Raw genomic sequence first — 22,464 nt, forward strand, 5'->3', positions numbered from 1 at the left:
GTAAAGGCTGAATAACTTAAATTTCATTCTCAATAGGTCCCAATCCATGACAGTCACCTCGACTGTCATTCGATAAAATCGTCCGCTCTTGGCCGATAGCGGACGACCTGCATGGCTTAGTGTACGAACTTGTTGCTTTGAGAGCAAGGGGAGGTTGAATAGGCGCTTGAAACCAGCTAGATGTGAAAACGGCCGCAGAAAGCGGCCGTATCGTTGAGGCTAGGCGGTGGAATAAAAATCCCATTGCCCCAAGTTTGCCCCAAGTTCCTATTCAGACAAGATATGAAATCCTAAGTCATTGAATACAAACGAAAAATTTGGTGGGAAGTGCAAGTTTCGAACTTGCGACCCCTGCAGTGTGAATGCAGTGCTCTACCCCTGAGCTAACCTCCCGAAGCGAGGCGAATTATCGCATAGGTGTTGCGGCATCTGCAAGGGCTGGCGGGAGGAAATTTGCCATGCCCTCGCTTTTTTCTCAGGCGGCGGCCGGTGCTGCCGTGACGGCGGTCCAGATGCACTGGCCTTTGGCGGCCTTGTCGAGGCCGGCGATGGTGGCCTCGTGGGCGGCCAGCTCGTCGGCCGTGGCGCTCTGGAAGATGACTTCGGCCAAGGGCACGATTTCCAGGGCGGCGCCGTCGGCGGCCACCTCCACTTCCACTTCCATGCTGAGGCTGTTTTGCCCGCGCGTCATGGCCAGGTAGACATCGGCCAGCAATTCGGAGTCGAGCAGCGCGCCGTGCAGCTTGCGGTGGGCGTTCGAGACGCCGTAGCGGTCGCACAGGGCGTCGAGCGAGTTGCGCTTGCCGGGGTGCATTTCCTTCGCCTGCACCAGGGTGTCGATCACGCCATGCACCTGTTCGTGCACGGGCGGCAGGTTCAGGCGCTTGAATTCCGCGTTGAGGAAGCCAATATCGAAGGGGGCGTTGTGGATGATCAGTTCGGCGCCGGCGATGTAGGCGCGGAACTCATCGGCGATTTCCGCGAATTTCGGCTTGTCGCTGAGGAATTCCGTCGTCAGGCCGTGGACGGCCAGCGCGCCCTCTTCCGAATCGCGCTCGGGATTGATGTAATGGTGGAAATTGTTGCCCGTCAACATGCGGTTGTTCAGTTCGACCGCCCCGATCTCCAGGATGCGGTCGCCCGTGCGCGGGTTCAGGCCGGTGGTTTCAGTATCGAGAACAATTTGACGCATGGCGAATTCATTCGTAAAAGCAAAAAGCGAAGGGCACAGTATAGCAAACCTGTGTGCTGCAATCGCACCCGGACATATTCGAACACCCAACAAAACCGTAGCGAGCGGCCGTGATTTGTGGCCGAGAAGCGCAACCGTACTCTAGTACGGTGAGCATCACAGGCCGCAAAGCGCGACGCGCAGTAGGTTTGGTTGGGCATTCTTAGGCGCGCACGGTTTCCACGCCCAGGTTAGCCAGCTGATCCGCCCGCTCATTGCCCGGATGACCATTGTGGCCGCGCACCCAGCGCCATTCCACTTCATGCACGGCCTGGGCCGCGTCGAGTGCCTGCCACAGGTCGACGTTTTTCACGGGCGCCTTGGCCGCCGTTTTCCAGCCGCGCGCCTTCCAGCCGTGGATCCATTCGCTGATGCCTTTCTGCACGTACTGGCTATCGGTATACATCACTACCTGGCACGGACGTTTGAGCGCCGTCAAGGCTTCGATCACGGCCTTCAATTCCATGCGGTTATTCGTCGTATTGAGTTCCCCGCCGTAAATTTCTTTCTTGGCGCCATCGGCTACCATCAGCGCGCCCCAGCCGCCCGTGCCGGGATTGCCCTTGCATGCGCCATCGGCGTAAATCTCTACCTTATCCATCTTGCTGTTCCCGCCTTTTGTTCGTGACCGGTGCGCCTGCGGGCGCCGTCGCCGGTTTCTTGGTCCACGCCGGACCGATCAAACGCATCCCTTTGACGCGCTTGATCGCCTGCACTATATACACTGCGCCCAGATATGGCCACCAGCGCGCACCGGCCTTGTCCATGAAGGCATTGCGGCGCAGCCATTTTTCTGTCCTGCAGGCAGGTGCGTAGCAGCCGAAATGGCTTTGACTGACACCCATGTTCAGTAATTTTAACCAGTCTTTCATGCGCGGCATAGAGATCAGCTCGCCCGCCTGCGGCAGGTAGTGGCGCCCCGTGACGCGCCCCAGCCCCTGGCGCATGCCCCACAGGCTGGCCGGATTGAAACCGCAGACGATCACGCGCCCCTCGGGAATCAGCACGCGCTCGACTTCGCGCAAGACCTGGTGCGGCTCGGCGGCAAACTCAAGCACGTGCGGCAAGACCACGAGGTCCAGGCTTTGCGACTCAAACGGCAGCTCATCGAAGGCCGACACGAGGGTCAGTCGGCTACCCTGCGGCGATTGCGGTGGCAGGCGCGCATCGAGCAGCCATTTGTTCGGCATGCGGCTGGCGGCCAGCGCGTCGAGCTGGGGCAAGCCGATCTGCACGGCGTTGTAACCGAAGATATCGACGGTCAGGCTGTCGAGGCATTGCTGCTCCCAGGCGCGCACGTAGAGGCCGGCAGGCGTCTGCAGCCAGCCGTCAAGCGCTATAATGGATTTTTCGGATGCCACACTGTCCATTCAGTTTTCTCTTTTATACATGACACATTCCCCTGAACACGCTTTATCGGTACTTGCCGTGCCTGCCTTTGCCGACAATTACCTGTGGCTGATCCATGACGGCCACCATGCCGCCGTGGTCGACCCCGGCGACGCGACGGCCATCCTCGATGCGCTCAAAGCCCATCAACTGACCTTGTCCGCCATTTTACTCACGCACCACCACGCCGACCACACGGGTGGCGTGCCTGAATTGTTGCAGCATTTCGCCGTGCCCGTATTCGGCCCGCGCAATGAGGCTATCACAGCCATCACGGAACCGCTTGGCGAAGGCGATGTCGCCTGCATGCCGGAACTGGGCTTGCAACTGACCGTCATCGACGTGCCCGGCCACACCAAGGGCCATATCGCCTATGCGCGCCAGCGCGACGAGCGCAGCGGCGCGCCATGGCTGTTTTCCGGCGACACCCTGTTTGCGGGCGGCTGCGGCCGCCTGTTCGAAGGCACGCCGGGCCAGATGGCCGACTCGCTGGGCAAGCTGGCCGCCCTGCCCGACGATACCGAGGTATTTTGCGCGCATGAGTACACCTTGTCCAATCTGCGCTTCGCCAGCGCCGTCGAGCCGGGCAATGTGACCCTGCAGGAACGCATCGCCGTCGACACGGAAAAGCGCCAGCAGGGCCTGTCCACCGTGCCGTCGACCATTGCCATGGAGAAAGCGACGAACCCCTTCCTGCGCTATCGCGAGCCGGCGATCTTGACCCGCCTGAAGGTCGAGGGCAAACTGGCCAGCGACGCCTCGCCCGTGGAAGCATTTGCGGCCTTGCGTATGTGGAAGAATAATTTTTAAGCTTATCCTTCCGCAATAAAAAATCCCGGCAGATGCTGATGGCATCGCCGGGATTTTTTTATCGATCTATTTGATCAGGATCAGATTTCTTCGTACAGCGGCAAGGTCAGGAATTCGGCGAACGATTCCGACGTCGACATTTCCTCGAAGATTTGGCCGGCGCGCACATAGGTCGGACCGTTGCCGCCTGGCGCATCGCGCTGCACCTTGGCCAGCTCTTCCGGAATCATGGCGCGCACCATCTCGGCCGTGACCTTGCGGCCGTCTTCCAGCACGCCCTTGCTGGAACGAATCCACTGCCACACTTGCGAGCGGCTGATCTCGGCCGTGGCCGCGTCTTCCATCAGGTTGTGGATGGGCACGCAACCATTGCCGGCCAGCCAGCTGCCCAGGTAGTGGATGCCCACGTTGATGTTGTAGCGCAGGCCCGCTTCCGTGATCGGTGCTTCCGGCTGGAAGTTCAGCAGATCCGACGCCTTCACATCGATGTCGGGACGCTGCTTGTCGATCTGGTTCGGCTTGTCGCCGAGGACTTTCGTGAACTCGCCCATGGCCAGTTCCACCAAGCCAGGATGGGCCACCCAGCCGCCGTCGTAGCCGTCGGTCGCGTCGCGCGCCTTGTCGTTGCGCACGCCGCCCATCGCGATGTCGTTCTTTTCCGGATCATTCTTGATCGGGATCAAGGCCGCCATGCCGCCGATGGCCGGTGCGCCCCGCTTGTGGCAGGTTTTCAGCAGCAGCAAGGCGTAGGCGCGCATGAATGGCGCCGTCATCGTGACCTTGGCGCGGTCGGCCAGGCAGAAGTCCTTGTCCAGCTTGAATTTCTTGATGCACGAGAAGATGTAATCCCAGCGGCCCGCGTTCAGGCCCGAGCTGTGTTCCTTCAGTTCGTACAGGATTTCATCCATTTCAAACGCGGCAAGGATGGTTTCGATCAGCACGGTTGCCTTGATCGTGCCTTGTGGCAAGCCCAGCTCGTTTTGCGTCATGACGAAGATGTCGTTCCACAGGCGCGCTTCCAGGTGCGATTCCATCTTGGGCAGGTAGAAATACGGGCCAGCGCCGCGCGCCAGCTGCTCCTTGGCGTTATGGAACATGAACAGGGCGAAATCGAAGATGCCGCCGGAAATGCGCTTGCCGTCGACCAGCACGTGCTTTTCATCAAGGTGCCAGCCGCGCGGACGCACGACGAGGGTGGCGATCTTGTCGTTCAGCTTGTACGACTTGCCATTTTGCTCCAGCGAAATCGTCTTGCGCACGGCGTCGTACATATTGATCTGGCCCGTGATCTGGTTATCCCAGTTCGGCGTGTTCGAATCCTCGAAGTCCGTCATGTAGCTGTCCGCGCCCGAGTTGAAGGCGTTGATGACCATCTTGCGCTCGACGGGACCGGTGATTTCCACGCGGCGGCATTCGAGGGCCTTCGGAATCGGCGCGATCTTCCAGTCGCCGTCGCGGATGTGCGCGGTTTCTGGCAGGAAATCAGGACGCTCGCCCGCGTCGAGGCGCTTGGCCCGCTCCACGCGCACGGCCAGCAATTGCTGGCGGCGCGGCTCGAATGCACGCGTCAGCTTGGCCACCAGCGCCAATGCTGCCGGTGTCAAAATCTGTTCGTAGCCGGGGGCGATATCACCCGTGATGTGCATGCCTTCGGGAAGTGCGATCGTGTTCTGCGTCATGAAGTTCTCCGGTTTTTAGTAAATATAAGCAAAAGTGATCTGGTGATCCAAGTATAAGCCGAACGATTGCGCTGACAAGCCGGACAGAGGCGCAAAAACACTCTGCCAGGCGGCGCGTTTGTTCTATAGTATTGCACTATAAGGCATGGAAACGAGATTAAAAATCACTTCATCTATGCGTTTTTATCACAAGTGATGACAGTGTGGGAGCACGGCATGGGACAGTTCAGGCAAATATCGACCTTCGTGGAAGTGGTGGCCAAGGGCAGCCTGTCGGCCGCCGCGCGCGCCGAAGGGATCGCCCCGGCCATGATAGGCCGGCGCCTCGACGCACTGGAGCAGCGCCTGGGCGTCAAACTGCTGCAGCGCACGACGCGCAAGCTGGCGCTAACGAATGAAGGCGCCGCCTTCCTCGAAGATTGCCAGCGCATCCTCGGTGAACTGGAAGAGGCGGAAGCGGCCGTGGCCGAGCGCAGCGTGAAGGCCAGCGGCCATTTACTCATTTCCGCGCCGGCCGGCTTCGGCCGCCAGCACGTGGCGCCATTGATCCCCTCCTTTGTTGCCGAGCACCGCGACGTGACCGTGTCGCTGAACCTGAACGACCGCCTCGTCGACCTGATCGGCGAAGGCATCGACGTGGCCATCCGCATCGCCAGCCTGTCCGATTCCTCGCTCGTGAGCACCAAGCTGGCCGACAACCAGCGCGTGCTCGTCGGCTCGCCCGCCTATCTGAAACGGGCGGGCACGCCGCGCATCCCGGCCGACCTGGCGAAACATAACTGCCTGGCCATCAGCAGCGAAGGCAGCCAGCGGGGCTGGACCTTCCGCGAAAACGGCAAGAACGTGATTTTAAAAGTGGCGGGCAATATGGTGTGCAACGACGGCGAAGTGCTGCACGACTGGGCCCTGGCCGGCAAGGGCCTGGCGTGGCGTTCCATGTGGGAAGTGGGCGCGGAGATCGAATCGGGCCAGCTGGTGACGGTGCTCGACCAGTTTGCCGCACCGGGCAACGATATTTATGCCGTGTTCGCGCAGCGCCGGCACTTGCCGCTGCGCATACGGGCGTTCGTGGATTTTTTGCGGCACAGCTATTCGCAAGCGGATTACTGGCGTGAACGAGCAATCTGAAGACGTCCAATCAGGAGTTTCCGCGACCTGCCCCGAGTCAAGGCACGCAGAACAAGGGGCATGCCAGCGACAAACCACACGCATGAGGCAGGCAAAACCCGTGCCTCAAGGAAATTCAGGCGAAAAAAAATCCCCGGAGACCGAGGATTTCTTTATTTCGTTTGATCCAGCGTATTAGATTGGCTGAATGTTCGAAGCTTGCTTGCCTTTAGGGCCAGCGGTCACTTCAAAAGAAACGCGTTGGTTCTCTTGCAGGGACTTGAAGCCGTTCGACTGGATAGCCGAGAAGTGAGCGAACAGATCTTCGCCGCCTTCGTCAGGGGTAATAAAGCCGAAACCCTTCGAATCATTGAACCATTTTACGATGCCAGTTGCCATTACAATTTCCTATTTCAGTTAAGTTGGGCTTGCGCCCGTTATATCGTTTGAAGCAAGAAAGAAATGACAGACAAACTGCACTACTACCTCGAATCCAACGATGCCCAATTATACCAACAAAACTGAGAAAAACCATTCTTTCGCAAAATAAACTTGCGAACACTACTTTAATAGCCAAATCCCCGTCTTGCGGCGCCCTGTACGAGCGGCATGGACACACTATATCCTAAACTTTGACGCCAATGCTTTGCGTTGCATCAAATGAATCATCGCAACCACATGGTTTGGATGCGGTCACTCAAGCGCTGAAGTGCGAGGCGGCCGCATCGCGCTCCGCCCAGCGCAACAGCGTTTCCACCTGCCCGCTCAGCGCCGGCCACTCGGCCAGCACCCGTCCGGGCGCGTTGAGCTGCACGCGCACCAGCTGTTCGATGCGCCGGCATTCCTGCCCCAGCGCGGCAAAACCGAAGGTCGCGGCCGAGCCGGCCACCGCGTGCAGGGCGCGGTGCAGCTGCGTCAGCGCTTCCAGGCGCGGCCCTTCGCTGTCGCAGCGCGCTTGCGCCTGGGCGATCGCCTGCATCAGGGCCGGCACGCCGGCCGCATATTTGTCGTTCAGGGCGCGCAAACGGGCGCGGAAATCCGGGTCGATCAAGGTTGCCATCGCGATATTCGCCGTCTACGCGCTTACTTGGTGCCGAAGATGCGGTCGCCGGCATCGCCCAGGCCCGGCACGATGTAGGCATGGTCATCCAGGTGCGAATCGAGCGAGGCGCAGAACATCTTGACGTTCGGGTGCGCATTCTGGAACACGGTCACGCCTTCCGGTGCAGCCACCAGCGCCAGGAAAATGATCTGCTCGTCCGTCACGCCGCGTTTTTTCAGCACGTCGACGGCGTAGACGGCCGAATTACCGGTCGCCACCATCGGATCGCACAGGATGAAGGTGCGCTCGTTCAGGTCGGGCAGGCGCACCAGGTATTCCACGGGCATGTGGGTGGCCGGGTCGCGGTACACGCCGATGTGGCCAACCCTGGCCGATGGCACCAGGTTCAGCAAGCCATCGCTCATGCCGATGCCGGCGCGCAGGATGGGCACGATGGCCAGTTTCTTGCCCGCAATGACGGGCGCATCGATGGTCACCAGCGGGGTCTTGATCTGGCGCGTCGTCAGCGGCAGGTCGCGCGTGATTTCATAGCCCATCAGCAAGGTAATTTCCTTGAGCAATTCACGGAAGGTACGCGTCGACGTGTCGTGCTCGCGCATGTGGCTCAGTTTGTGCTGGATCAAAGGGTGATCAGTAATGAACAAATTCGGGAAGCGTGGATCTTGTTTCATATTGTTTTTCTTTCTCTACTGTCAGGCGCGGCGGCAGGCCTGGCCGCACGCGCCTTGCGTCGATAAAATGATGGATTGCAGCATTATCCCAGCCCGCAGCCCCCCTGTGGCCGGATTTTTGAAATAATTGCGGACGGCACCCGTCAATACTCGCGCAGCGCGCGCGCCAGGATGGCCGCGCAATCAGTGCCAGCCGGCAAGCGTCCATACGCGCCGCCCGGCGCCTGCACCAGCCGCGACTGCAGGAACGCCTGCGCAACGAACGGCGGCGCATGGCGCAGCAGCAAGCCGGCCTGCACGGCCAGCACGATGCGCTCGGAGAGCTGCCTGGCGCCAAACTCGTCCGTTTGCGGCCCGTCCAGGTCGGCCAGCAGGCGCGCGCGATAGCCGGCAAAGGCGGCATCCGCATCCCCGGCCAGCGCCAGCTCGGCCGCCAAGGCGTCGCGCGCGGCAGGCGACTTGCCGAAGGCGCGCAGGACATCGAGGCACATGACGTTGCCCGACCCCTCCCAGATCGAGTTGACGGGCAGTTCGCGGTACAGGCGCGCCAGCGGCGCGTCTTCCACGTAGCCGGTGCCGCCCAGCACTTCCATGGCCTCGGCGCCGAAGCCGGGACCGCGCTTGCAGATCCAGTATTTGCCGGCAGGCGTGAGCACGCGCGCCAGCATCGCTTGCTGCGCATCGTCCTTTGCATCGAAACAGCGGGCCAGGCGCAGGGCAAACGCCGTGGCGGCTTCCGATTCGAGCGCCAGGTCGGCCAGCACGTTCTGCATCAGGGGCTGCCCGACGAGCGGCTTGCCGAACACGGCCCGCTGGCGCGCATGGTGCAGCGCCTGCGTCAGGGCGGCGCGCATGATGCCGGCGCTGCCCAGCACGCAATCGAGGCGCGTGTGGCTGGCCATTTCCAGGATGGTGGGGATGCCCCTTCCCGGCTGCCCGACGAGCCAGCCATAGGCGTTGGCAAACTCCACTTCCGACGATGCATTCGAGCGGTTGCCCAGCTTGTCTTTCAGCCGCTGCACGCGGATGGCGTTGCGGCTGCCGTCGGGCAGGTAGCGCGGCAGGAAGAAGCACGACAATCCGCCCTCGTCAGCCTGCGCCAGGATCAGATGCGCGTCGCATTGCGGCGCGGAAAAAAACCATTTGTGGCCGACGATGCGCCAGGCGCCGCCGGCCTCGTCGCCGAACAGCGCTTGCGCCTCGGCCGGCGGCACGGGCGTGGCCCGCGTGGTATTGCTGCGCACGTCGGAACCGCCCTGCTTTTCCGTCATGCCCATGCCGACCAGGGCGCCCCGCTTCTGCTCCACGGGCAAGGAGCGGGGATCGTATTCGCGCGACAGGATCTTCGGCAGCCAACGCGCGGCGATTTGCGGCAGATCAAGGGCCTGGCGCAAGGCCGGCACCGAGGCATACGTCATCGTCACCGGACACTGCGCGCCGTTTTCCACCTGCCCCACTAATAGATAGGCGGCCGCGCGCGCCACCTGGGCGCCGGGGCCGGGCGCCGCCCACGGCGAGGCGTGCGCGCCGGCGCCCACGAGGATGGCCATCAGTTCATGCCAGGCCGGGTGAAACAGCACCTCGTCGATGCGCCGGCCGGTGCGGTCGAACTGCTGCAGTTCCGGGCCGTGCCGGTTCGCCTCGCGCGCCAATGCATACGTCCCGGCGCGGCCCAGCTTTTCGCCCAGCGCATCGAGTTCCTGCAGCGCCGCGCCGCCGCCTTCGCGCAGCAGCGCCTCGATCAGGGCCGGATCGCAGGCGAACAGATTGACGTTCTCGAATGGCGTCGCCTGGTTGAAAACTTCATGCGTGTCAAAGGCATTCATGGGTATCTCCATCGCGATTTGTTATCATGGCGCCTGGCCGCGGCGGGCACTGCCCTCATCGCCTGCCAGCCAGACTAGCGCAAACGCGCCAGCGGGGCAAGCGCGCCACAGCCGGGTATTTGCGGACAGATTGAAAGCATGCTGATTTTTTTCATGGAAGACAGGAATATTTGCAAAACCTGAAGCAATGTTGCTCTATTTCATGTATTGGCGTGCTTTTCAATGATACATTTCGTGTGGATCGCGTTCCCGTAGTCACTCTTGCCCGATACCCGGCCGCACTGCAATATGCATGATTTCCGTTGGCGCCACGCAATACGCGGGCGCCGGCACTGATAAAGGTTAAAGCCAGCACGATGTTTTCCAGTACCCCATCCGCCGCCCACCGCGAGGCCCGCCACGAGTTGGACAACCTCATGGAAGAGGCTGGCGACGTCGTGTTCCGGCTCGATGCGGACGGCCTGATCCTGTTCGCCAGCAAGCGCGCGGCCACCCTGTTCGGCGCGCCACTGGGCCTGTCCGGCCATTTGCTGCTGCCGCTGGCGACCGAAGCGTCGCGCGCAGCGCTGCAGGCGGCGCTGGAAGACGCCCTGGAAGAACCGGGCCGGCTGGAAGTGCGGCTGCAGACGCCGGACCAGGAAATCTGGTTTGAGCTGCGCCTGTCTTCTTATATGAACGCGGCCGGCGTGGCCGAATTGCTGGTGGTCGGGCGCGACACGTCGGCCCAGCACAATACGGAAGAACGGCTGCGCCACATGGCCACGCACGATGCGCTGACCGGGCTGCCGAACCGCCTGCTGCTGTCAGACCGCATCCGCATGGTGATCGCCCATGCCGCCCGCTCGGGCCAGGGCTTTTCCGTCGCCACCATCGGCCTCGATGGTTTCAAAAAGGTCAACGATGGCCTGGGCCACCCCGTCGGCGACGCCGTGCTGCGCCTGGCGGCGGCGCGCTTGCGCAAGACCCTGCGCGACAGCGACACCCTGGCCCGCGTGGGCGGCGATGAATTCGTCGCCGTGCTGCCCGGCAGCGCCACGGACGCGCAGATCAAATTGGTGACCGGGCGCCTGCTGGCCACCCTGCAGGCACCGTTCGAAGTCGATGGCCACACGATCTACGTGGGAGCGTCCGTCGGCGTATCGATCTATCCGCTGCATGCGGAAGACGAAGTGCGGCTGGTGGCGCTGGCCGATGCGGCCATGTCGCGCGCCAAGGAAACGGGCAAGGCCCGCTGCCTCGTCTACAGCCCGCGCCTGAACGGCCCGTCGGAACACGACATTTCGCTGGAAGCGGCCATGTTCCACGCCGTGCGCGAAGGCGAATTCCTGCTCTTTTACCAGCCCATCGTCGACGCGCACACGCGGCAGATCCAGGGCTTCGAAACCCTGATGCGCTGGAAGCACCCTACCCTGGGCCTGGTGCCGCCCGTGCGCTTCATCCCGATCGCCGAGGCCAATGGCCTGATCAACCTGCTGGGCGCCTGGGCGTTGAAGGCGGCCTGCGTGCAGCTCAAGCAGTTCCAGGAAGTGGCCAAACGGCCGCTGTACATTTCCGTCAACATCAGCCCGCGCCAGTTCCGCAACGATAAATTCCTCGACGTGCTCGACGACGCCATCGCCTTTTCGGGTCTGTCGGGCGAACACCTGGTGCTGGAAATTACGGAGGGCACGCTGATGATCGATCCCGTGCATGCGGAAACCATCCTGTGCAAGATGACGGAGCGCCGCGCGCGCATCGCCATCGACGATTTCGGCACCGGCTATTCCTCGCTGGCCTACCTGAAGCGCTTCCCCATTTCCGTGCTGAAGATCGACCGCACCTTCATCAAGGACTTGCCCGAATCGGGCAAGGATGCGGCCATCTGCAACACCATTCTCGACCTGGCCAAGCATTTGAATTTGTCCGTGGTGGCCGAAGGCGTGGAAACGGAGGAGCAGATGCACTTCATGGAATCGCGCGGCTGCCAGTACGTGCAAGGCTACCTGACGGGCAAGCCGATGCCGGCCCACGCCGCGCTGTCGGCCTTGAGCGAAAAAACCTATGCGGCGCTGGTACCCACGCCGCCTGCCAATGAATTGCGCGGAGGTGTGCAATGAATCCAGGCCATTTCACGGCGCCGACGCAACTCGGCAAGAACACCCTGGAACTGCTATGGGCGCGCACGCGCCAGCAGGGCGACATGCCCGGCTTCGCCAAAGCCATCAGCGCCATCCTGGGCGCCATGCGCGGCGAGGACGACCACGAGTTCGACATCACGCAAACGGTGCTGTCGGACCCCGTCCTCACGAACAAGGTGCTGCGGCTGGCCAACAGCGGCATGTATTCGGCATTCGGCCAGCGGGTCAACACGGTGTCGAAAGCCGTGCTGGTGCTCGGCATCGACGCCATCGGCCACCTGGCGCTGGGCCTGAAACTGATCGAGGAGCTGTCGCAGGCCTCGCCCGACTCCGTCAGCGCCCACGTGGAAATGGAAAAAGCCGTGCTGGCCGGGATGGTGGCGCAGCAGGTGGCCACCAGCGCCGGCAGCCTGCAGGCCGAGCAGGCCGTCGTCTGCTCCATGCTGCACACGCTGGGACGCATGATGGTGACGTTCTACATGACGGACTTCTGGGCGCGCATGCAGGCGCACGCCGGTCCCGGCAACGAGGCGGCCGCCGCGAGCGAAATCCTCGGCCTGTCCCTGCCGGAAGTGGGCTACGCCACGGCCGCCCACTGGGGCTTGCCGCAGCACCTGATCAACGGCATGCGTCCGATGGACCCGTCGCCCGACAACTCTCCCGTCAGCGGCGCCGACTGGATGGCGGGCCTGTCGACGATGGCGGCGCGCTGCGCCGACTCGCTGTGGCACGACGATGCGGCCGGTGCGGCGCAGGTGCACGCGCTGATCGACGGCTATGCGGGCACCCTGGGTGTTGCCGCCACCGACCTGGTGGTGGCCGTGGACAAGGCCAAGGCGATGGCGGCGGCCGATCTGTCGATTGCACCGCTGTCGAAACCGGCGGAACGGCGCGCGCGCCAGCTGGCGTCGACGCGCATGCGCGCCGAGGGCAACCGCATCCTGATCGGCGGCCTGGCCGACCTGCGCGGCGCCATCGGCAGCGCCAGCCCCGGGCAAATGGTGTCGATGGCGCTCGAAACGCTGCACCAGGGCTTTGATTTTTCGCGCTCGGTGGCGTTCGTGCGCAACCACAGAGACCATTTGTATTCGGCGCGCATCAGCCTGGGCGACGGCACGGCCGACCTGCAGGACCTGATGGTGTTTGGCGACGCCTATGAGCCGAACGTCTTCCACGCGGCCCTCAATAGCGACCGCGTGATCTTCATCGACAACGCGCGCGACCCGAAATTTGCCGCCAAGCTGCCGCAATGGTGGAAAGCGACGCTGTCGGAAGCGCGCAGCTTCGTCGTGCTGCCCCTGTCGGCCAACGGCCACCCCACGGGCTTCTTATACGGCGACTGGGACGACAGCTTCCCGCCGATTCAACTGAACCAGACGGAATTCAACCTGATCAACGATATCCGGGCGTTATTGGTGCAGTCGGTGGAGATGCGCCATCAACTCGAATTGGTGGCGAATAAAGTGGCATGAGAACACCCGACCAAACCGACAGCGCGTCGGTTTGGTCGGGTGTCGCAAGTGTCGTTGTTAAACGAGAAAACGACCATCCAGGTCGCAGGTCCGATCAGGGCCGCAGGCCCGTAATCCGACAACATTGAGCTTACTTCAGCTTCGGCGTATTTACCGACACATCGCCGCACTGCGCGCGGTGCATCAGCGCGTGGTCGATCAGCACCAGCGCCAGCATGGCTTCGGCGATCGGCGTGGCGCGGATGCCCACGCAGGGGTCGTGGCGGCCGAAGGTTTCCACCATCACGGCATTGCCCTCCTTGTCGATCGAGCGGCGCGGCGTGCGGATCGACGACGTCGGCTTGATGGCGATCGAGACGCTGATATCCTGCCCCGTCGAGATGCCGCCCAGTACGCCGCCCGCGTTATTGCCGATAAAACCTGCCGGCGTCAGTTCGTCGCCGTGCTCGGAACCCTTTTGCGCCACCGAATCGAAGCCGGCGCCGATTTCCACGCCCTTGACGGCATTGATGCCCATCATGGCGTAGGCGATGTCGGCGTCGAGCTTGTCGTAGATGGGCTGGCCCAGGCCGACGGGCACGTTTTGCGCGATCACATCGATGCGCGCGCCGATGGAATCACCGTCGCGGCGCAACTGGTCCATCGCTTCTTCCATGCGCGCGATCAGGTCCGCGTCAGCGCTGGCGGCAAAGAAGGGGTTCGCATGCACGTGGTCCCAGGACTGGAACGGCACGGCAATGTCGCCCAGCTGGCTCATGCAGCCCTTGAACGTGGTGCCGTACTGCTGCAGCAGCCATTTCTTGGCAATCGCCGCCGCGCCCACGACGGGCGCCGTCAAACGCGCCGACGAGCGCCCGCCGCCGCGCGGGTCGCGCACGCCGTATTTGTGCCAGTAGGTGTAGTCGGCGTGGCCGGGGCGGAAGCTTTCCGCGATATTGCCGTAATCCTTGCTGCGCTGGTCTTCATTGCGGATCAGCAACGCGATGGGCGTGCCCGTCGTCACGCCCTGGTACACGCCGGAGAGGATTTCCACCGTATCGGATTCCTGGCGCTGCGTGACGTGGCGCGAGGTACCCGGCTTGCGGCGGTCCAGCTCGGGCTGGATATCGGCTTCCGACAGGGTCAGCCCCGGCGGACAGCCGTCGATCACGCAGCCGATGGCCGGGCCATGCGATTCGCCGAAAGTGGTAACAGTAAACAGCTTGCCAAAAGAATTACCGGACATAGTAGGAAGTGTGATGGACTGGAAAACACAATTCTACCAGCCTGCAGGGCATGCCATGCCGCGAAGGCCCATATTGCCCCACCCGTCCCGCCATTTGCAGAGCGCGTGTACTTTTTCATACAAAAAAGTACCAGATATGCGTGGCAATCATGCAATACAAGAAATATTGCCCTACGGAATAGGCTTAAAAAAACATTTTGCTTATTAAATCGCTATATACTTGGATGATGGGCGAGCCTCGGCGACACTTGAGTGCTGCTTTTTCGATGCGCCCTGAGTGCATCAGAAATGGCCAGGGCCAGGCGCGCCGCCGAAGACAGTACGCAAGTACGGCGAGGCGGTGCAACAACGCCATGGACATTTCTGATGTGCTCACATCCCGTACTGAGTCATCCTGGAGAAGCTATACATGCCCGCACCGATCATCCCCCTTGACACCGACAAGGACGATCACGACGACCTGGTATTCCTCGATGAACAACCAGCGGCGCCCACGACGGCCGCACCGCGCAGCGTCTGGCGGGTGATGATCATCGATGACGATGAAGACGTCCACTCCACCACCACTTTCGCCCTGGGCAACCTGGAAATGCAGCACCGCCCGCTGGAATTCGTGCATGCGTATTCGGCCGGCCAGGCGCGCGAACTGCTCAAGCATGAAAGCGACATCGCCGTCATCCTGCTCGACGTGGTGATGGAGCAGGACGACGCGGGCCTGCACCTCGTGCGCTACATCCGCGAAACCCTGAAGATGACGGATGTGCGCATCATCCTGCGCACGGGCCAGCCCGGCTATGCGCCGGAAATCGACGCCATCCGCGATTTCGACATCAACGACTATAAAACCAAGTCGGAATTGACGCGCATCAAGCTGTTTACCACGGTGACGGCAGCCATCCGCTCCTACGAACAGATACGCTCGATCAGCAGCAGCCGGCGCGGCCTGGACCAGATCGTCCACGCCAGCACGCAGCTGATGGCGCTGCACGGCGTGCAGAACTTCTCGGCCGGCGTGCTGGCGCAGATCGCCGACCTGCTGGGCATCCGCGCCGACGGCGTGCTGTGCGTGCAGGACTTGCAGGACAGCGGCGGCAAGGAGCTGCTCGTCTCGGCCTGCACGGGCAGCTTTTCCGGCCTGCCGCACAGCGCCCTGTGCGGCCTGCAGCAACCCCGCGTGATGGCCGCCATCGAACATACGCTGGCGCAGCGGCGCAATGTGTATGCGCACGACTACGCCACGCTGTACTTCGCGGGCAAGGCCGGCCGCGACGCGGCCGCCTACCTGATCCTGCCGCGCCCCCTGTCCGCCATCGATGAAAGCCTGCTGGAAGTGTTCTGCAGCAATGTCGCCGTGGGCCTGGACAACGTCGAACTGGTGTCGCACCTGCACAACGCGGCCTTCTACGACCAGTTGTCGAAGCTGCCGAACCGCACGCGCCTCGTGGAAATCCTCGACGCCACCCTGGCCGGCCCCGCGCGCGATGACGCCACCCTGTCGCTCGTCGACCTTGACCACTTTGCCGAGACCAACGACGCGCTGGGCCACCAGTTCGGCGACATGCTGCTCGTTGCCGTCGCGGGCCGCTTGCAGACCCAGCTCGGGCCGCAACTGACCGTGGCGCGCCTGGGCGGCGACATCTTCTGCGTGCTGGGCGATTCCTCGCAAGTGAACCCGGCGAACATCCTGGCCCTGTTCCAGACCCCGTTCAGCATCGACGGCCAGGACGTGCAGCTGTCGGCCACCCTGGGCCTGGTGCGCCTGGGCGAACACACGGGCACGGGCGCCGACGCGCTGAAAGACGCCGACATCGCCCTGAAACGGGCGAAAAGCCAGCAGCGGGCCGGCCACTTCTATTTCTCGCGCAGCATGGGCATCGAAATCCGCGAGCGCGTGCGCATGATGCACGCGCTGCGCACGGCCTTCAGCCAGGGCCAGCTGTTCGTCGTCTATCAGCCGCAGATCGACCTGACCACGCGCCGCCCCGTGGGCGCCGAGGCGCTGCTGCGCTGGCAGACGCCGGACGGCAAGTTCATCTCGCCCGACCGTTTCATCCCGATTGCCGAATATTCGGGCATCATCATCGACCTGGGGGAATGGGTGCTGCGCACGGCCTGCCGCGAACTGGTGCTGCTGCGCGAACAGGGCCACCGCAACTTCGTCATGTCCGTCAACGTGTCGCAAGTGCAGTTCCGCCACCCGCTGTTTTTGGAAATGCTGCGCGCGGCGCTGGAAGAGACGCAGGCGCCGCCCGAGTTCATCGAGCTGGAAATCACGGAATCGATGGCCATGGAAGAGCCCGATTTATTGATCAAGATGTTGTGGCAGATCAAGCAAACGGGCGTGAGCATCGCCATCGACGACTTCGGCACGGGCTTCTCGTCGCTGTCCTACCTGCAGCGCCTGCAGGTCGACCGCCTGAAGATCGACCGCGCCTTCGTTACCGAGATCACCGGTTCCGCGCGCGGCAGCAGCATCGCCGAAATGGTCATCCAGCTGGGCCGCAATCTGGGCCTGGCCGTGATCGCCGAAGGCGTGGAAGACGAACGCCAGGCGCAGATCTTGCAATCGCTGGGCTGCCCGATGGCGCAGGGATTCTTGTTCGCCCGCCCCATGACGGCAGCGGCGCTGGGCAGCTGGCTGAACAACGAGGCGCTGCAGGGGGCGGCTTGAGCAGCATCAACGGCCCTGCCGCCATGTAAAACGCCGGCATGTGCCGGCGTTGTTTTTACTGCATTGTTATATTTTAATCCGTCGTTTCGGCCGGCCAGTCGCGGATGTAGGCCTTGAGCATCTGGTTTTCGAAGCTTTGCGCTTCGAGCACGGCGCGCGCCACGTCGTAGAAAGAAATGACGCCCAGCAAGGTCTTGGCGTTCATGACGGGCAGGTAGCGCGCATGCTTTTCCAGCATGATGCGGCGCACTTCATTGACTTCCGTGTCGGGCGTGACGGTGATCGGGTGGTCGTCCATGTGCTTGCGCACGGTGCCGCCGCCGATCTGGCCCGCGTTTTCATGCAAGGCGTTGAGCACCTCGCGGAAGGTCAGCATGCCGACCAGGTCGCCAAATTCCATGACCACCAGCGAACCGATGTCCTTTTCAGCCATGGTATTGGCCGCGTCAAGCAGGGGCTGGTCAGGCGTGACCGTGTAGAGGATGTTGCCCTTGACTTGGAGAATTTCAGATACTTTCATATTGGCCGTCCTGTCCGCGTGATTGGTATTTTAGTTATTCTAAGCCCTTACTGCGACTGTAGCCTATGCCTGCGGAAAAATCCAGCCTTGCGCGCAATCAAATCATGGGCGATTGTCGGGCAAGAAAAACGTAGCGAGCGCATGCGCGCGCGGCCAGGAAGCGCAGCGGCAGGCGAGTACCGTGAGCATCACCGCCCGTGCCCCGCGACACGCAGCAGTTTTTCTCATGCCCTGCGGCGGAACCAGCCAGCAATCGACAATCGTTCGCGCGCCGTCGGCAGCACCTCGTGCAGCATCTCGCCCGACAGGAACATGGCCATGCGCCCCGCCTGCGGCAAGATGTCCACCATATCGCCATCCTGCGGGTGCAGGCGCAGCGCGCCGCCGTGTGCGGGCAGCCAGTCGTCGTTCAGGTAGAGCACGACGGACACCGTGCGCTTGTCGTCATCGCGGAAACGGTCCAGATGGGCCCGGTAAAAGGCGCCTGGGGCATACAGGGCAAAATGGCTTTCGTACTCTTCCAACCCCAGGAACAGCTCGCGGTTGAGCACGAGGCGCAGCGCTTCCATGTGGCGCAGATAGCTGTCGCAGGCGCCGGAGCGGCCCGTTTCCAGCCATTCGATATGGTCGCCTCGGATGTCGGGCTGCAGCAGCGGCGCATGGCCGCTGCCCACGCCGGCGCCCTTCATCTTGCCGCTGAGCATGGCTTGCCTGCATTCGGCGGCCAGTTGGCGGCTCAGTTCGGGGGAAATGAAATGCTCCTGCATGACCCAGCCTGCGTGGCAGAGGCCGTCGGCTATGGATGGTCCGGGTACGGCAAGGGCGCCGTCGAACGATAATGCGGGCATACGAGTTTTCCTGGTGGACGTGCAATGAGAGTGCGCCTGAAGCCCAGGATTTCGCTGACGTGCCGCTGCCCGCCCCGCGGCGCACGCGCGAAGGCCGGTGCAGCGCGAAGATCGCTGACCCGATATCCTACCACCGCCGTGCCGAACCGGTCACTTTTTTTTGACTTCAGGTTACCCTGCGCGCGCCGCCAAGGCGCCATGCGCCCTGCACGGGCGCCCTTTTGTTCCTTCCTGAAAAAGGTTACGATCTTGCCACTATAAAACTTGGCGGAGACACCATGAGCGGCCCGAAATACCCCGGTTTCGACACCTTATCCCTGCATGCGGGCGCCGCGCCCGACCCGGCCACGGGCGCGCGCGCCACGCCCATCCATTTCACGTCCTCGTTCGCCTTCAAGAGTTCGGACCATGCGGCCTCGCTGTTCAACATGGAGCGGGCCGGCCACGTGTATTCGCGCATCTCGAATCCCACCAACGCCGTGCTGGAAGAGCGCATCGCCGCGCTCGAAGGCGGCGTGGCCGGCATCGCCACGGCCAGCGGCCAGGCCGCCATGCACCTGGGCCTGTCGACCATCGCCGGCGCCGGTTCGCACATCGTCGCCTCGCGCGCCCTGTACGGCGGCTCGCACAACCTGCTCGCCTACACGCTGAAACGCTTCGGCATCGAGACGACCTTCGTCGACCCGCGCGACCCGGACGCCTGGCGCAGCGCCATCCGCCCGAATACGAAAGTGCTGTTTGCCGAAACCCTGGGCAATCCCGGCCTCGACGTGCTGAACATCCCGCAGATTGCCGCCCTCGCGCACGAGCACCACTTGCCGCTGATGCTAGACTCGACCTTTACCACGCCGTATCTGCTGCGCCCCTTCGAGCATGGCGCCGACCTGGTGTTCCACTCGGCCACCAAGTTTTTATGCGGGCATGGCACGGCCATCGGCGGCTTGCTCGTCGACGGCGGCACCTTCGACTGGCAGGCTGCCTACGACAGGACGGGCCGTTTCGCCGAGCTGTGCGAGCCGTATGAAGGCTTCCACGGCATGGTCTTCGCCGAGGAATCGACGGTGGCGCCGTTCGCCCTGCGCGCGCGGCGCGAAGGCTTGCGCGATTTCGGCGCCGTCATGAGCCCGCACAACGCCTTCGCCGTGCTGCAGGGCGTCGAGACGCTGGGCCTGCGCATGGGGCGCCACGTGGCCAACGCGCGCAAGGTGGTCGACTTTCTGCTGGCCCATCCGGCCGTCGAATCCGTGTCCTACCCCGAACTGCCGTCGCATCCCGACTACGAGCTGGCGAAGACCCTGCTGCCCAAGGGCGCGGGCGCCGTCTTCACCTTCAACCTGCGCGGCGACCGCGCGGCCGGCCAGCGCTTCGCCGACAACCTCAAGATCTTCTCGCACCTGGCCAACGTGGGCGACGCCAAGTCGCTCGTCATCCACCCCGCCTCCACCACGCATTTCCGCGTGCCCAACGAACAGCTGGAACAGGCCGGCATCACGCAGGGCACCATGCGCCTGTCCGTGGGCCTGGAAGACGCGGACGATCTGATCGAAGACCTGGCCCGTGGCCTGAAACTGTCGCAGAAAGGCGCCTGACATGCTGCTCACCATCGAGAACACCACGGCCTACTGCTACACGGGCAGCAAGACTTTCAACCCACATCAGCCCACGGCCGTCTTTATTCACGGCGCGCAGAACGACCATAGCGTATGGGCGCTGCAGACGCGCTATTTCGCCCACCATGGCTGGAACGTGCTGGCCGTCGACTTGCCGGGCCACGGCCGCAGCGGCGGCGCGGCGAAAACCAGCGTCGAGGAACTGGCGCGCTGGATACTCGCCGTGCTGGACGCCGCCGGCGCGCACAAGGCCATGCTCGTCGGCCACAGCATGGGCTCCTTGATCGCGCTGGAAGCGGCATACCTGGCGCCCGGGCGTGTCAGCCACCTGGCCATGCTCGGCTCCACCTACCCGATGAAAGTCTCGCCCGCCCTGCTGGAAACGTCGCTCAACGATGAACAGGCGGCCATCGACATGGTCAATATCTGGTCGCACTCGTCGATCGCGCAAAAGCCGTCATTTCCCGGCCCCGGCTTTTACGCCATGGGCGGCGCGCGGCGCCTGAAGCAGCGCATCGCCGCCCTCAACCCCGATCACGTGTTTCACACGGATTTTTATGCCTGCAATGCCTACGCGAACGGCGAAATCGCCGCCGCTTCGGTACACTGCCCCACTTTATTCATTTTCGGCGCGCGCGACATGATGACGCCCCCAAAATCGACCCGCTTGCTGACGGCGGCCATCGCGCATGGCACGGTGGTACAGGTCGACAGCGGGCACGAATTGATGGCCGAGCAGCCGGACGCCGTTCTCGACGCGTTGTTTGCGTTTGCGCAAACAGCGGCGGCATGAGCGCTTTTTGAGGATAGATGCAAGATGTTGTTGAATACCCTGCTCGATGAATTGACCGGCCGCGGCAGCGGCACGGAAGCGGAGCGGCACGAACGCTACAACTGGCTGGAACAGCTGCGCTGCAATAACCCGCAGGCGGCCGAAAACGGCCCCATGGCCGGCATCCCCGGCCACCATTGGTACCGGCTGCCGCAGGCGCTGCAGGTGGCGGGCCAGGAGTCCGACCTGCTGGTGGGCACCCTGAACGCCCAGTACCTGGTCTTCGCGGGCCGCCACGCGGCCGCGTTTGCGGCAGAACTGGGCCTGCAGTACGACGCCAACAACCGTATCGACCGCCCCGGCGGCATCGACGAGCTGCTCGACGCCTATGAAGAACAGGACGACGGCAGCTGGGCCACCCTGCCGGATGCAGCACCGGCGCCGCCGCTGGCCGGCTGGGACGACGTGTACTTCCGCGTGCGCGACCTGAGCGACGGCAAGGCCATCCAGAGCGTGACCACCATCGCCTATGAAAGCAGCCGCTTTCCCGGCTACACCCTGCTGGGCACGACCCTGGTGGGCGCCGGCGCCATCGCCCACGACGACGAGACGGCGGCATATTTACAGCAGATCTTCGCCGACTGGGCCATCCAGCGCGATAGCGCCGCCGGCTGCGCGCCCTCGTCCGCGCCCTGGCCCCACGCGCCGCGCCAGGCGCCGCCCGCCACATTTGATTTTGCCCGCAACCTCGCTTACCTCGACGCCCTGCTGGCCGCCTATGCGCGTGCGCAGGCGCAGGCGGAAATCGATGGCGGCGATGACGCCTACTGGGCGTGCGCGGCCGCCAGCGCGGCCTACCAGGCCTTCTCGCTGCGCTACACGGCCGGCTTGCCCTTGCCGCAGGTGGAGACGGCGCTGGAAGCGGCCATCGCCGCCTGCGAAACGGCGCGCGCGGCCCTGGCCGCGGCCTACGATGACGATGCCCTGCCCGCCTTTGATTTCGAACAATTGACCGATTACGCGCGCACCCTGCAGCTGCTGGGGGCATGCCTGCTGTTCGGCCGCCACGACCTGGCTGCCCGCCTGGCCGCCCTGCAGACGGCCTTCGATGGCGAGGATGGCGTGTATGAGGCCCTGCTGGCAACCGTCGATGCGCAGCGTCCCGCCGTCGACGAATGGTATTTCGCCGAACCGTATACCGCCCTGTTCGACTGCCTGGACGCGGACGATCCCGCGCAGCAAGCCGGGCACCTGCGGCATTACCTGGCCGGCTGGCATGGCGCGCTGGTGCGCGAAGACTGGTTCAACGGTCATTTGCGCGCGCAAGGCCTGGGCGGCTACTACGGCCTGTGGGCTTTCGAGGCAGCCGCCGTGGCCCGGCACCTGGGACTGGAACGCAGCGCGCTGGCCCACTGGCTCATGCCGCCCGCGCCCTGAACCTCCCGACATGCAC

Annotated in this window: 19 protein-coding genes and 1 tRNA gene; 8 read left to right on the top strand and 12 right to left on the bottom strand. The window is 63.3% G+C overall.

All coding sequences use genetic code 11. From position 1 onward, the window contains the following. Positions 1-318: 318 nt before the first annotated feature. The 4 genes from BXA07_RS23560 to BXA07_RS23575 all read right to left on the bottom strand — a co-directional run bounded on the left by BXA07_RS23560 (position 319) and on the right by BXA07_RS23575 (position 2,601). Positions 319-393 (bottom strand) — tRNA-Val (locus tag BXA07_RS23560). A gap of 82 nt (positions 394-475) precedes the next feature. Next, the gene (gene dnaQ, locus BXA07_RS23565) at positions 476-1,192 is read right to left on the bottom strand and encodes a DNA polymerase III subunit epsilon (RefSeq protein WP_076571459.1); all 717 of its coding nucleotides are present in this window, start codon (positions 1,190-1,192) and stop codon (positions 476-478) included. A 202-nt stretch (positions 1,193-1,394) separates the two neighbouring features. After that, positions 1,395-1,832, bottom strand: a complete 438-nt coding sequence (rnhA, locus tag BXA07_RS23570; RefSeq protein ID WP_076571460.1) for a ribonuclease HI — start codon at positions 1,830-1,832, stop codon at positions 1,395-1,397. After that, positions 1,825-2,601: a class I SAM-dependent methyltransferase gene (locus BXA07_RS23575; RefSeq protein ID WP_076571462.1), complete on the bottom strand. Its 777-nt coding sequence runs from the start codon at positions 2,599-2,601 to the stop codon at positions 1,825-1,827. Before BXA07_RS23575 ends, rnhA begins: the two co-directional genes overlap by 8 nt. 19 nt (positions 2,602-2,620) lie before the next feature. Between BXA07_RS23575 and gloB the strand changes: the two genes are divergently transcribed. After that, complete coding sequence (gloB, locus tag BXA07_RS23580) at positions 2,621-3,430, top strand: hydroxyacylglutathione hydrolase (RefSeq protein ID WP_076571464.1); 810 nt, start codon at positions 2,621-2,623, stop codon at positions 3,428-3,430. Positions 3,431-3,510: 80 nt separating this feature from the next. On the opposite strand, the gene aceB is transcribed toward gloB, so the two are convergent. After that, on the bottom strand, positions 3,511-5,109 hold the full coding sequence (aceB, locus tag BXA07_RS23585) for a malate synthase A (protein WP_076571466.1): 1,599 nt from the start codon (positions 5,107-5,109) through the stop codon (positions 3,511-3,513). 216 nt (positions 5,110-5,325) lie between these two features. On the opposite strand from aceB, the gene BXA07_RS23590 reads away from it, so the two are divergent. Next, a complete protein-coding gene (locus BXA07_RS23590; RefSeq protein WP_076571601.1) occupies positions 5,326-6,237 on the top strand; it encodes a LysR family transcriptional regulator in 912 nt (303 codons plus the stop codon). Between the two features lie 174 nt (positions 6,238-6,411). Here BXA07_RS23590 and BXA07_RS23595 read toward each other — a convergent pair whose 3' ends face one another. The 4 genes from BXA07_RS23595 to BXA07_RS23610 form a co-directional block, all read right to left on the bottom strand. Then, a complete protein-coding gene (locus BXA07_RS23595) occupies positions 6,412-6,615 on the bottom strand; it encodes a cold-shock protein (RefSeq protein ID WP_010398811.1) in 204 nt (67 codons plus the stop codon). A gap of 298 nt (positions 6,616-6,913) precedes the next feature. Beyond that, a complete protein-coding gene (locus BXA07_RS23600; RefSeq protein WP_076571468.1) occupies positions 6,914-7,276 on the bottom strand; it encodes an Hpt domain-containing protein in 363 nt (120 codons plus the stop codon). A gap of 23 nt (positions 7,277-7,299) precedes the next feature. Next, positions 7,300-7,950, bottom strand: a complete 651-nt coding sequence (gene upp, locus BXA07_RS23605) for a uracil phosphoribosyltransferase (RefSeq protein WP_076571470.1) — start codon at positions 7,948-7,950, stop codon at positions 7,300-7,302. A 143-nt stretch (positions 7,951-8,093) separates the two neighbouring features. Beyond that, complete coding sequence (locus BXA07_RS23610; protein WP_083708495.1) at positions 8,094-9,776, bottom strand: isovaleryl-CoA dehydrogenase; 1,683 nt, start codon at positions 9,774-9,776, stop codon at positions 8,094-8,096. Between the two features lie 356 nt (positions 9,777-10,132). Here BXA07_RS23610 and BXA07_RS23615 point away from each other — a divergent pair, with 356 nt between their 5' ends. Both BXA07_RS23615 and BXA07_RS23620 read left to right on the top strand, forming a co-directional pair. Then, positions 10,133-11,872 carry a putative bifunctional diguanylate cyclase/phosphodiesterase gene (locus BXA07_RS23615; protein WP_076571603.1) on the top strand — a complete coding sequence of 580 codons (1,740 nt, stop codon included), beginning with the start codon at positions 10,133-10,135 and terminating at the stop codon, positions 11,870-11,872. After that, positions 11,869-13,365 (top strand): HDOD domain-containing protein, encoded by a 1,497-nt coding sequence (locus tag BXA07_RS23620; protein WP_076571474.1) that lies wholly within the window; start codon positions 11,869-11,871, stop codon positions 13,363-13,365. Before BXA07_RS23615 ends, BXA07_RS23620 begins: the two co-directional genes overlap by 4 nt. Before the next feature lie 130 nt (positions 13,366-13,495). On the opposite strand, the gene aroC is transcribed toward BXA07_RS23620, so the two are convergent. Beyond that, complete coding sequence (gene aroC, locus BXA07_RS23625; RefSeq protein ID WP_076571475.1) at positions 13,496-14,590, bottom strand: chorismate synthase; 1,095 nt, start codon at positions 14,588-14,590, stop codon at positions 13,496-13,498. Between the two features lie 409 nt (positions 14,591-14,999). On the opposite strand from aroC, the gene BXA07_RS23630 reads away from it, so the two are divergent. Further along, a complete protein-coding gene (locus tag BXA07_RS23630) occupies positions 15,000-17,261 on the top strand; it encodes a putative bifunctional diguanylate cyclase/phosphodiesterase (protein WP_076571477.1) in 2,262 nt (753 codons plus the stop codon). Between the two features lie 73 nt (positions 17,262-17,334). On the opposite strand, the gene BXA07_RS23635 is transcribed toward BXA07_RS23630, so the two are convergent. Then, positions 17,335-17,781 (bottom strand): CBS domain-containing protein, encoded by a 447-nt coding sequence (locus BXA07_RS23635; protein WP_010398828.1) that lies wholly within the window; start codon positions 17,779-17,781, stop codon positions 17,335-17,337. Between the two features lie 224 nt (positions 17,782-18,005). Then, entirely contained in the window at positions 18,006-18,629 is a 624-nt protein-coding gene (locus tag BXA07_RS23640) for a 2OG-Fe(II) oxygenase (RefSeq protein WP_076571479.1), read from the bottom strand. 278 nt (positions 18,630-18,907) lie between these two features. Between BXA07_RS23640 and BXA07_RS23645 the strand changes: the two genes are divergently transcribed. Genes BXA07_RS23645 through BXA07_RS23655 form a run of 3 tightly spaced genes read left to right on the top strand, consistent with a single transcriptional unit; the run spans position 18,908 to position 22,448 of the window. After that, positions 18,908-20,218 (top strand): O-acetylhomoserine aminocarboxypropyltransferase, encoded by a 1,311-nt coding sequence (locus BXA07_RS23645; protein WP_076571481.1) that lies wholly within the window; start codon positions 18,908-18,910, stop codon positions 20,216-20,218. A gap of 1 nt (position 20,219) precedes the next feature. Continuing rightward, positions 20,220-21,032 (top strand): alpha/beta fold hydrolase, encoded by an 813-nt coding sequence (locus BXA07_RS23650; RefSeq protein WP_076571483.1) that lies wholly within the window; start codon positions 20,220-20,222, stop codon positions 21,030-21,032. 24 nt (positions 21,033-21,056) lie between these two features. Then, the gene (locus BXA07_RS23655; protein ID WP_076571485.1) at positions 21,057-22,448 is read left to right on the top strand and encodes a PoNe immunity protein domain-containing protein; all 1,392 of its coding nucleotides are present in this window, start codon (positions 21,057-21,059) and stop codon (positions 22,446-22,448) included. Positions 22,449-22,464 lie beyond the last annotated feature (16 nt).

The sequence above is a fragment of the Janthinobacterium sp. TND4EL3 genome, assembly GCF_900156175.1.
Lineage (GTDB): Bacteria > Pseudomonadota > Gammaproteobacteria > Burkholderiales > Burkholderiaceae_D > Janthinobacterium.

What these genes read in the sequence shown, in the direction of transcription:
- dnaQ (WP_076571459.1), bottom strand. Translation starts at nt 1,192, where the DNA reads ATGCGTCAAATTGTTCTCGATACTGAAACCACCGGCCTGAACCCGCGC.
- rnhA (WP_076571460.1), bottom strand. Translation starts at nt 1,832, where the DNA reads ATGGATAAGGTAGAGATTTACGCCGATGGCGCATGCAAGGGCAATCCC.
- BXA07_RS23575 (WP_076571462.1), bottom strand. Translation starts at nt 2,601, where the DNA reads ATGGACAGTGTGGCATCCGAAAAATCCATTATAGCGCTTGACGGCTGG.
- gloB (WP_076571464.1), top strand. Translation starts at nt 2,621, where the DNA reads ATGACACATTCCCCTGAACACGCTTTATCGGTACTTGCCGTGCCTGCC.
- aceB (WP_076571466.1), bottom strand. Translation starts at nt 5,109, where the DNA reads ATGACGCAGAACACGATCGCACTTCCCGAAGGCATGCACATCACGGGT.
- BXA07_RS23590 (WP_076571601.1), top strand. Translation starts at nt 5,326, where the DNA reads ATGGGACAGTTCAGGCAAATATCGACCTTCGTGGAAGTGGTGGCCAAG.
- BXA07_RS23595 (WP_010398811.1), bottom strand. Translation starts at nt 6,615, where the DNA reads ATGGCAACTGGCATCGTAAAATGGTTCAATGATTCGAAGGGTTTCGGC.
- BXA07_RS23600 (WP_076571468.1), bottom strand. Translation starts at nt 7,276, where the DNA reads ATGGCAACCTTGATCGACCCGGATTTCCGCGCCCGTTTGCGCGCCCTG.
- upp (WP_076571470.1), bottom strand. Translation starts at nt 7,950, where the DNA reads ATGAAACAAGATCCACGCTTCCCGAATTTGTTCATTACTGATCACCCT.
- BXA07_RS23610 (WP_083708495.1), bottom strand. Translation starts at nt 9,776, where the DNA reads ATGAATGCCTTTGACACGCATGAAGTTTTCAACCAGGCGACGCCATTC.
- BXA07_RS23615 (WP_076571603.1), top strand. Translation starts at nt 10,133, where the DNA reads ATGTTTTCCAGTACCCCATCCGCCGCCCACCGCGAGGCCCGCCACGAG.
- BXA07_RS23620 (WP_076571474.1), top strand. Translation starts at nt 11,869, where the DNA reads ATGAATCCAGGCCATTTCACGGCGCCGACGCAACTCGGCAAGAACACC.
- aroC (WP_076571475.1), bottom strand. Translation starts at nt 14,590, where the DNA reads ATGTCCGGTAATTCTTTTGGCAAGCTGTTTACTGTTACCACTTTCGGC.
- BXA07_RS23630 (WP_076571477.1), top strand. Translation starts at nt 15,000, where the DNA reads ATGCCCGCACCGATCATCCCCCTTGACACCGACAAGGACGATCACGAC.
- BXA07_RS23635 (WP_010398828.1), bottom strand. Translation starts at nt 17,781, where the DNA reads ATGAAAGTATCTGAAATTCTCCAAGTCAAGGGCAACATCCTCTACACG.
- BXA07_RS23640 (WP_076571479.1), bottom strand. Translation starts at nt 18,629, where the DNA reads ATGCCCGCATTATCGTTCGACGGCGCCCTTGCCGTACCCGGACCATCC.
- BXA07_RS23645 (WP_076571481.1), top strand. Translation starts at nt 18,908, where the DNA reads ATGAGCGGCCCGAAATACCCCGGTTTCGACACCTTATCCCTGCATGCG.
- BXA07_RS23650 (WP_076571483.1), top strand. Translation starts at nt 20,220, where the DNA reads ATGCTGCTCACCATCGAGAACACCACGGCCTACTGCTACACGGGCAGC.
- BXA07_RS23655 (WP_076571485.1), top strand. Translation starts at nt 21,057, where the DNA reads ATGTTGTTGAATACCCTGCTCGATGAATTGACCGGCCGCGGCAGCGGC.